At 42.3% G+C, this 9,095-nt stretch carries 7 protein-coding genes; 4 read left to right on the forward strand and 3 right to left on the reverse strand.

Annotated elements, in window-relative coordinates:
* A partial coding sequence (locus tag A1232T_RS05840; RefSeq protein WP_208606919.1) for a transposase domain-containing protein occupies positions 1-300 on the reverse strand: 300 nt, incomplete at its 3' end.
* A gap of 271 nt (positions 301-571) precedes the next feature.
* Between A1232T_RS05840 and A1232T_RS05845 the strand changes: the two genes are divergently transcribed.
* Entirely contained in the window at positions 572-2,131 is a 1,560-nt protein-coding gene (locus tag A1232T_RS05845) for a surface lipoprotein assembly modifier (protein WP_077448533.1), read from the forward strand.
* A gap of 89 nt (positions 2,132-2,220) precedes the next feature.
* On the opposite strand, the gene putP is transcribed toward A1232T_RS05845, so the two are convergent.
* Positions 2,221-3,717 (reverse strand): sodium/proline symporter PutP, encoded by a 1,497-nt coding sequence (gene putP / locus A1232T_RS05850; protein WP_077448534.1) that lies wholly within the window; start codon positions 3,715-3,717, stop codon positions 2,221-2,223.
* Between the two features lie 421 nt (positions 3,718-4,138).
* Positions 4,139-5,011 carry a LysR family transcriptional regulator gene (locus A1232T_RS05855; protein ID WP_077448535.1) on the reverse strand — a complete coding sequence of 291 codons (873 nt, stop codon included), beginning with the start codon at positions 5,009-5,011 and terminating at the stop codon, positions 4,139-4,141.
* A 335-nt stretch (positions 5,012-5,346) separates the two neighbouring features.
* Here A1232T_RS05855 and leuC point away from each other — a divergent pair, with 335 nt between their 5' ends.
* The 3 genes from leuC to leuB all read left to right on the forward strand — a co-directional run bounded on the left by leuC (position 5,347) and on the right by leuB (position 8,681).
* Positions 5,347-6,783, forward strand: a complete 1,437-nt coding sequence (gene leuC, locus A1232T_RS05860; protein ID WP_077448536.1) for a 3-isopropylmalate dehydratase large subunit — start codon at positions 5,347-5,349, stop codon at positions 6,781-6,783.
* A gap of 51 nt (positions 6,784-6,834) precedes the next feature.
* Positions 6,835-7,485, forward strand: coding sequence for a 3-isopropylmalate dehydratase small subunit (gene leuD, locus A1232T_RS05865; RefSeq protein WP_077448537.1), 651 nt, complete (start codon positions 6,835-6,837; stop codon positions 7,483-7,485).
* Between the two features lie 92 nt (positions 7,486-7,577).
* Positions 7,578-8,681: a 3-isopropylmalate dehydrogenase gene (leuB, locus tag A1232T_RS05870; protein ID WP_077448538.1), complete on the forward strand. Its 1,104-nt coding sequence runs from the start codon at positions 7,578-7,580 to the stop codon at positions 8,679-8,681.
* Positions 8,682-9,095: the final 414 nt, after the last annotated feature.

The raw sequence follows: 9,095 nt of genomic DNA on the forward strand, positions 1-9,095 counted from the left end.
TAGAGGCTCATGCCCGAGGCGTTGTCTTGCTTGTACCACAGCGCTGGGCACACAGGCCTGGGAGTCTATATTAAGACGCATCTGCTCTGTGATATACCAAATTGAACGGTTTCGATATAAAGCTGTGCCGATGACTATCCAAACAACGTGTTCGGCAGGTAGCTTACGTCTTCTAATGCTCGCTTTGCCGGTATACTCTAAAGCTTGCTGTATCCACTCAGGGTCTATTAATTCACTAAATTGCTCTAGGGTGTCTGGAATCCTTTTATGCGTCTCATTAATAGCGTCTTGTAGTCTCATAGTAAAATAGCCCATCTGCTTATTAGATGGGCTATTTTATTACTTTTATTGAGTTTTTGCCTTAACTGACTGGCATTAGTCCTATTGGGCGCTTTTTTTGTGGCAAAAACATCAATATTATCTTATAGTTAAACAAGCTTGATAGCGTGCTATGTCAGTCTAGATTATATGGCTTTACCTTAGGCAGATGATAGGTATAATAAAACGCTGTTAAATGTTTTGATGGAAATAAACTGAATATTGACGTTCAGTAATACTGTTAGGGATAACTATGTCACAATCACACCTTTTGAAAACCCTCACCACCTCTGCTGTCTTATTCAGTGCGGTATATGCTCCTCTAGTCTATGCTGAAGATGAAGTGCCTCCTGCGTTTGTTGATGATAATATTGACCAAGCCGATGAACTGATCAAGCGTGAGCGCCAAAGTATCATTCAAGGTAATAACGTACCTAGTGCCACAGTTTCAGACTCTGAAGCACAGAAGGCAATTAATGAGCGTAGGCAGCTTACTTCTGCCCAAGGCTACGATTTAGAAGCCTTAAAAGCAGATCCTGTTGCTTTTACCAGATACTTAAATGCTGCTTTGGCCGCTCAAGATATGGCCACGGTAAAAGAGCTGTTACCGCATTACAAAGTACTTAACGTCAATGATCCAATGTTGATTAAGTTTGCCGATGCTTTGCTATATCGCAGTGAAGGTCAGAATAAAAAAGCCATCGCTATTTACAAAGACATGTTAGCGGATAACCCAGACTTTCATCCTGTACGTCTAAATATGGCTCAAGCTTTATATGCGGATAAACAGTACAGTGTTGCTCATGATCAACTGCAAAAGTTGCGTGGTGCTGATATTCCAGCTCCCGTTATGGCCAACGTAGAGCGGCTAATGGCCCGTATTGATCAGCAGGAGGAGTGGCGTTTTAATGCTTCAATCAGCTACGTTCAAGATGATAATTTAAATGGGGTACCTGAAAAGGAAATTGAATTTACAGGAATCGGTGGTGGCATATTCCGAACAGGCGGTAATACTGAGTCAGGGAAAGGTTTGCAGGTTTCAGGGAGTGCCAATAAACGTATTAACCTTGATAAGAACTTTTATGCTGAAGTGGGAGGCAATGCTTCTTTAAAAGGCTATTGGGATAACAGTGAATACAATGACTATCTAGTTACAGCTTCAACTGCCTTAGGGTATGATGATGCCAAAAATGATGTATCTATTAGTCCATTCGTTACCAAGCGTTTTTACGGAGAAGAGCCTTACAGCTGGCGTAAAGGTGTGACTGTCAGTGGATCTCGCTGGGTGAAACCGCAACTGAAATTAACCGCGACCAGCATGTTTTCTAATGAAACAGTGGATGATGATAAAGAAAACCGTCGTGAAGCAGATGGCTTGTTCTTGGGCTTAAATGCGCTTTACATTAAAGATGCCAATGAGTACTTCTATGGGGGTCTTGGCCGTTATCAAAATGATGTCGATAAAACCAGTTTCTTAAGCTATGATCGTAATTCAGTGAACGTGGGCTGGGGACGTGAGTGGACTCAAGGGATTTCTACCTTAGCTTCAGCAAGTTACGCCATCAAGGACTATGATAAACCAAGTGATGATATTGCTGATGGTTTCTACAGCCAGTTTAGAATTGAAGGTGATGACCTCAATCGTGAGGACAAAACTACCTCACTAGGTCTGCAGGTATGGAAGCGTGATTTAACGGTACTAGGCTTAACGCCACGCCTAGTATTTGATTATGAGAAAACCTCAAGTAACTTTAAGTACTATGATGATCGTGATGACAAAACGGCTACTATCTTGCTGACCAAATCATTTTAATTGAGCTAATAAAGCAGTAGTTATAGCCATAAAAAAACCTCGCACCAGTGCGAGGTTTTTTATTATCAGAGTTTATTTACAAGCAGTTATTAAAGATTGGTTTCCATCTCTTCAAACTTCGCTTTGATATGAGGGCTTGGCTCAGCTGTCGCTAGACTACCAATAACAATAGCGATTGAGCTTAAGATAAAGCCTGGAATGATGGCATATAACCAGTCATTTAAAGGAACACCGGCTGATGTCTCAAAGCCGCCATATACCCAAAGAATAACAGTTACTGCACCGACAATCATACCTGCTAGGGCACCATTACGGTTCATACGCTTCCACATTAAGCTGATAACAACCAATGGACCAAATGCTGCACCGAAGCCTGCCCAAGCGTTAGATACCAGTGATAATACTGAGCTGTCAGGGTCAGAAGCTAAGAAGATAGCTACTACCGCAACTAATACTACCGAGATACGACCTACCATTACTTGACGTGCTTCTGGAGCTTCTCTATCAAAGAATAACTTATACACATCACGAGTCAGCGAACTTGATACCACTAGCAGCTGTGATGAAATGGTACTCATGATAGCCGCTAAAATAGCCGCCAATAAGAAGCCTGAAACTAAAGGATGGAATAAGAAGTTAGTAAATACTAAGAAGATAGTTTCTGGATCATCTAAAGTCATGGCTGTTTTTTGGACATAAGCACGACCAGCGAAACCTGTCATTAAGGCACCGATTAAGCTCACAATCATCCAGCTCATACCAATTCTACGGGCTGTTGGCACATCTTTTACAGAGCGAATGGCCATGAAGCGTACGATAATATGAGGCTGACCGAAGTAACCCAAACCCCAGGCTAATAATGACAAGATACCTAAGAAGGTCATGCCGCTAAAGATATTTAGCATTTCTGGGTCAATATTGCGAATGGCAGTGGTTGTCGCGCCAACACCACCAAGATCTGTAAAGGCAACCAAAGGCACGATAATCATAGCCAATAGCATGATAACGCCCTGCACAAAGTCAGTGGTAGATACCGCAAGGAAACCACCGAATAGGGTATAGATAACAACCACACCAGCAGTAACCCAAAGTCCGGTGCTGTAAGACATACCTAGAGCACTATCAAACAATTTACCACCACCGGCTAAACTTGCTGCGGTGTATACAGTAAAGAATAAGATAATAACGATGGCTGAAATAACACGCAATAGATGCGACTTATCTTCAAAGCGGTTGGCGAAATAGTCAGGAAGGGTAATCGCATTGTCCGCGATTTCGGTATAGACACGCAGTCTTGGTGCTACCAATAGGTAGTTGGCAAAGGCACCGATGGTCAAACCTAGGGCGATCCAAATACTGACCACACCAGAGCTGTACATATAACCGGGAAGACCCAGTAATAACCAGCCTGACATGTCAGATGCACCGGCTGATAAAGCGGCTACGCCAGGGCTCAAGTTACGACCACCTAGCATATAACCTGCAGAGTCGTTATCGGCCTTAAAGTAGGCCCAAACCCCGATACCAATCATCAATAAGAAATAAAGAGCGAGCGATATGAGCACGCCAGTTTCAATTCCATTCATAACATAATCCTTATGTAATATATTTTTTGAACATAAAAAAACCATTATGTGACTTGTATCATAATGGTTCTTTCACAAAAACTAAAAGAGTATTAGCAGAAGTTAAAAGATTTCTTTTGGTATAACTCATGCAAGTCAAACATAAGCCTTAATAATTCGAATCTTTACATCCTTGACGTGTCAGTTACACGCCATTAACTTTTGGCAATATGGTTGCATTATAGAGTAAAAAATAAGGGATTACGAATGTAATTAAAATTTGAAACTGATTAGAAATTCAATAAGGTCATTTAGAGGGGACTTTAAATTGGGGGGATAATGCTAATAAAAACTTGCTGAAGAGGCCGAATAAAAAATGCTTTGACTTTAATAAGAGTCAAAGCATTTAGGTGTCAACACAAGCAAAATAATTAATCAAGACTTATTCGATAGGCGCCAACATCTGCATTAAGGCATCGACACTAGCAGAACGCGTCAAGCTTGGGTTAATAACCACGCCCAAGTAGCGTTGTAGCTCTAAGTCTTTGGCCATATCAATGGTAGCTAACTCATGATTGATCAAAGTTTGGGGTAGCACTGACCAACCTAGACCGACAGAGACCAACATACGAATAGACTCAAGAGGGTTGGTGGTCATGGTGGCATATGGTTTTAAGTTCTGTTTGGCAAACTCAGCCAAAGTAATCTGACTGGTAAAGGTATTGGCTGCCGGCAAGATAGCTGAATAATGTGCTAATTGCTCTAAAGTTACATTTGATTTTTTTGCTAAAGGTGACAGAGTACCCGTCACGAAGAATAAGGGATCTGACCAAAGCGTATGGTAGGTTAAGCGCTTGTCATATACTGGCGGCAAGGTTAAAAAGGCCAATGACAGCTCCCCATCAAGCACCGCCTTGTGCGCAGCCTCTGAATCCACAAAATGCACCTCAAGCTGAACCGAAGGGTAAGTTTGAATAAACTGCTTTAGCACAGGAGGTAAGTGGTGCAGTCCAATATGATGACTGGTACCAATAACTAATTTGCCAGAGATGGTCTGCTGCGAGTTTTGAATATTAATCTTAAAGTTATCGTAATCATCCAACCAACGCTTGGCATGAGGTAATAATTCGTTAGCAGCAGCGGTAGGCACGATACCACGCCCTAGCGTATCGAATAGAGTAACCTTAAATTCATCTTCAAGATTTTTGATTCGCTTACTGACAGCAGGCTGAGTAATAAAAAGTTTTTCAGCCGCTCCTGAGATACTGCCCGTTTGCATTACAGTGATAAAGGTGGTCAAATTTGTGGTATTCATGGTCAGCCTAAAACTATCAAAAAAGGAATGGAATTTATAAGTATAATATAAAGTTTGCTATATGATAAAAATCATCAATTATTATTATATAACTTAGCTGTTATAATCTCAATACGTAAGGCGAGTTAAGTTAAGATTATTATATATAATATCAGCCACTAAATTGGCTTAAATATTTCAATTATATTAAATACCTTAATTATAGCAGTGGTAAGGGGAAATATAGTCTTTAATTACCATCGCCCTTAATTAGATTATTAATAGCAAGATTATCACTTTCGTTGATTACTTTTATTTATACCTACAAACATTATAAGCCAGCAAGGAAGTATTCCATGTCAGCCACACAATCAAATACCGCAAAAACATTATACGACAAACTTTGGGACGCTCACTTAGTCAGTCAGCGTGATGATGGCTCAAGCTTAATTTACATTGATCGCCATTTATTACATGAGGTGACCAGTCCTCAAGCTTTTGAAGGTTTGGCTTTGGCCAATCGTGAGCCTTGGCGTTTGTCGGCCAACATTGCTACTCCAGACCATAACGTGCCTACCGTGCGTAAAGAGCGTCTAGAAGGGGTAAGTGGCATTAAAGATGAAGTGTCACGCTTACAGGTAAAAACCTTAGATGACAACTGTGCTAAGTTCAACATTGCTGAATTTACCATCAATGATGCCCGTCAAGGTATTGTACACGTGGTGGGTCCAGAGCAAGGCTTAGTATTGCCCGGAATGACCGTAGTGTGTGGTGATTCTCATACCGCGACTCATGGTGCTTTAGGCTGCTTGGCACATGGTATTGGTACTTCTGAAGTTGAGCACGTACTAGCAACCCAGTGCTTGGTGCAAAAGAAATCTAAAAACATGCTAATCCGTGTTGATGGTAAGCTGGGTGAAGGCGTGACGGCCAAAGACGTGGTATTGGCTATTATTGCTAAAATTGGTACAGCAGGCGGTACAGGTTATGCGATTGAGTTTGCCGGTGAGGTGTTCAAAAATATGAGCATGGAAGGCCGTATGACCGTCTGTAATATGGCCATTGAAGCCGGTGCTCGTGTGGGTATGGTGGGCGTAGATGAGACCACCATTGAGTACGTCAAAGGTCGCCCTTACTCGCCAACAGGAGAGCAGTGGGAGCAAGCGGTTGAGTACTGGAACACGCTACATTCAGACGAAGGCGCTCATTTTGATGCCATCATTGAGTTAGATGGTAGTGAAATTGCACCACAAGTATCTTGGGGAACCTCACCTGAGATGGTAGTAGATGTGACCCAAAATGTCCCAACATTGGCTCAAGCCAAAGATGAAGTACAACAAGAAGCTTGGACTCGTGCTTATGAGTACATGGGATTAGAGCAAGGTCAGCCTATTACTGATATTAAGCTTGATCGTATCTTTATCGGCTCTTGCACCAACTCACGTATCGAAGATTTACGTTCAGCAGCGTCAGTAATTAAAGGCCGTAAAGTTGCAGATAATGTCAAAGAAGCCATCGTAGTTGCGGGCTCAGGACAAGTGAAGCAGCAAGCTGAAGAAGAGGGGCTAGATAAGGTATTTATCGAAGCTGGGTTTGAATGGCGTGAGCCAGGCTGTTCAATGTGTTTGGCTATGAATGCTGATAAGCTAGAGCCAAAAGAGCACTGTGCTTCTACTTCGAACCGTAACTTTGAAGGACGTCAGGGGAATGGCGGTCGTACTCACTTAGTTAGTCCAGCTATGGCTGCGGCTGCGGCATTGGCCGGTCACTTTGTGGATGTACGCAGTTTCTAAGCTGTCACAGATTAAACTACAACTCCCTATTTAAAGTTAAAGGAATACACCATGCAAGCTTATAACACTCAAACCGGCATCGTATGCCCATTAGATCGCTCCAACGTAGATACCGATCAGATTATCGCGAAACAGTTTTTAAAATCCATCAAACGCACAGGTTTTGGCGTTAACCTATTTGACGATTGGCGTTATAAAGATGAAGGCTATCCAGGTCAAGATCCGTCAACTCGTGTGATTAACCCTGACTTTGTCTTAAACAAACCGCGCTATCAAGGAGCAACCATCTTGCTGGCTCGTGATAACTTCGGCTGTGGCTCAAGCCGTGAGCATGCGCCTTGGGCATTATCAGAGTATGGTTTTCGCACCATTATCGCACCAAGCTTTGCCGATATTTTCTATAATAACTGCTTTAAAAATGGCATGTTGCCGATCGTATTGACCGAAGAGCAAGTAGACGAGCTGTTTGAAGCATGTTTTGCCAACGAAGGCTATGAGCTAACCGCTGACCTTGAGCGTCAAGTGGTGGTGACCCCTGAAGGCAAAGAGTTCCCTTTTGAAGTCGATGAGTTTCGCAAGCATTGCTTGTTAAATGGTTTAGACGATATTGGTCTAACTCTACAGCAAGAAGATGCTATCAAGGCCTATGAGGCAAAAATGCAGCAAAAAACACCTTGGGTATTTAACGAAGTTCAGGCATAAGCCCAGCACCCTTTTAAGGACTAAGCCCGTCAGTTGCTGAATCAACTAACGGGCAACCAAGATTTTAGAACCATCATTTAGGAACACAGGATATGGCAACCGTATTAACTCTAGCAGGGGATGGCATTGGTCCGGAGATTATGACTCAGGCCGTTGCAGTATTAAAAGCAGTCAATGAAAAGTTTGAGCTGGGACTGACCTTAGAAGAAGGTGACTTAGGTGGTGCGGCTATCGACAGAGCAGGGGTGCCCTTACCAGAGGATACTTTACAAAAAGCACGCGCTGCCGATGCGGTATTACTAGGCGCAGTAGGCGGACCTAAGTGGGATGGTATCGAGCGTAGCATTCGTCCTGAGCGTGGCTTATTAAAAATCCGTAGTGAGCTGGGTTTGTTTGCTAACTTGCGTGTGGCTAAGCTATATCCGCAGTTGGCCAATGCTTCAAGCTTAAAGCCAGAAATCATTTCAGGATTAGACTTGCTTATCGTACGTGAGTTGACCGGCGGTATCTATTTTGGTGAGCCTCGTGGTATCCGTACTTTAGAAAATGGTGAGCAGCAAGGCTATAACACCATGGTCTATAAAACCTCTGAGATTGAGCGTATTGGTAAAGTGGCATTTGAATTAGCTAAAGTACGTGCTAAAGCCAACGGTACAGCGGCCAAGATTTGTTCAGTAGATAAAGCCAACGTGCTAGAAGTGACTGAGCTTTGGAAGCAGACCATGATTAAGCTTCAGCAAAGCGAGTATCCAGAAGTTGAGCTAAGTCACATGTATGCTGACAATGCTTGTATGCAACTGGTGCGAGATCCTAAGCAGTTTGATGTGATGGTAACCGGTAATATGTTTGGTGATATCTTATCTGATGAAGCGGCGATGCTGACTGGCTCTATCGGTATGTTGCCTTCAGCCAGCTTAGATGAAAACGGTAAAGGCATGTATGAGCCTTGTCACGGTAGCGCCCCAGATATTGCTGGTCAAGATAAGGCGAACCCTTTAGCGACCATCTTATCAGTGGCTATGATGCTGCGTTATACCTTCAAGCATGAAGAGTCTGCAGCGGCTATTGAGCAGTCAGTGAGTGACGTGCTTGATGACGGTCTGCGCACTGGCGATATTATGGACCCAACTGAATCAGGCTTAAGAGTTGTTGGCTGTAAAGAGATGGGTGAAGCGGTATTGGCCAAGCTTGGCTAAGTATTTGTCATACTCTAGAGTATTCACTCATAAAAAACCCGAATCTTATGGTTTGGGTTTTTTTATTTAAGCTTATACAGCTATTTATTAAAGGCTATAGAGCTATTTATTCAAAGTTATAAAGCTAAGAATGAGGTGGGAATATACATAATTTTGCATAACATAACCAATACTGGGTTAACCTAAGGGCTTATAAATAGTATAGTTAAAGTTAAATAATATAATGAATAAAACAGTTTAAATATAATAATAGCAACATTGACTTCCTCCCCTCGCTAAACCATAGGTATCTACACAACTTAAAAAGAGCAAAAAAGAATGATAGAATCTTCCAGTATGGCATAGATAAAATGGAGCTAGATACGAGGCTCATCAAACGATATCAACAACTCGTACACAATCACACTCACCCAA

Origin of the sequence: Psychrobacter pasteurii (assembly GCF_900162815.1) — a bacterium.
GTDB lineage: Bacteria > Pseudomonadota > Gammaproteobacteria > Pseudomonadales > Moraxellaceae > Psychrobacter > Psychrobacter pasteurii.

Coding starts and splice junctions, on each gene's coding strand:
- A1232T_RS05845 (WP_077448533.1), top strand. CDS start 572: ATGTCACAATCACACCTTTTGAAAACCCTCACCACCTCTGCTGTCTTA.
- putP (WP_077448534.1), bottom strand. CDS start 3,717: ATGAATGGAATTGAAACTGGCGTGCTCATATCGCTCGCTCTTTATTTC.
- A1232T_RS05855 (WP_077448535.1), bottom strand. CDS start 5,011: ATGAATACCACAAATTTGACCACCTTTATCACTGTAATGCAAACGGGC.
- leuC (WP_077448536.1), top strand. CDS start 5,347: ATGTCAGCCACACAATCAAATACCGCAAAAACATTATACGACAAACTT.
- leuD (WP_077448537.1), top strand. CDS start 6,835: ATGCAAGCTTATAACACTCAAACCGGCATCGTATGCCCATTAGATCGC.
- leuB (WP_077448538.1), top strand. CDS start 7,578: ATGGCAACCGTATTAACTCTAGCAGGGGATGGCATTGGTCCGGAGATT.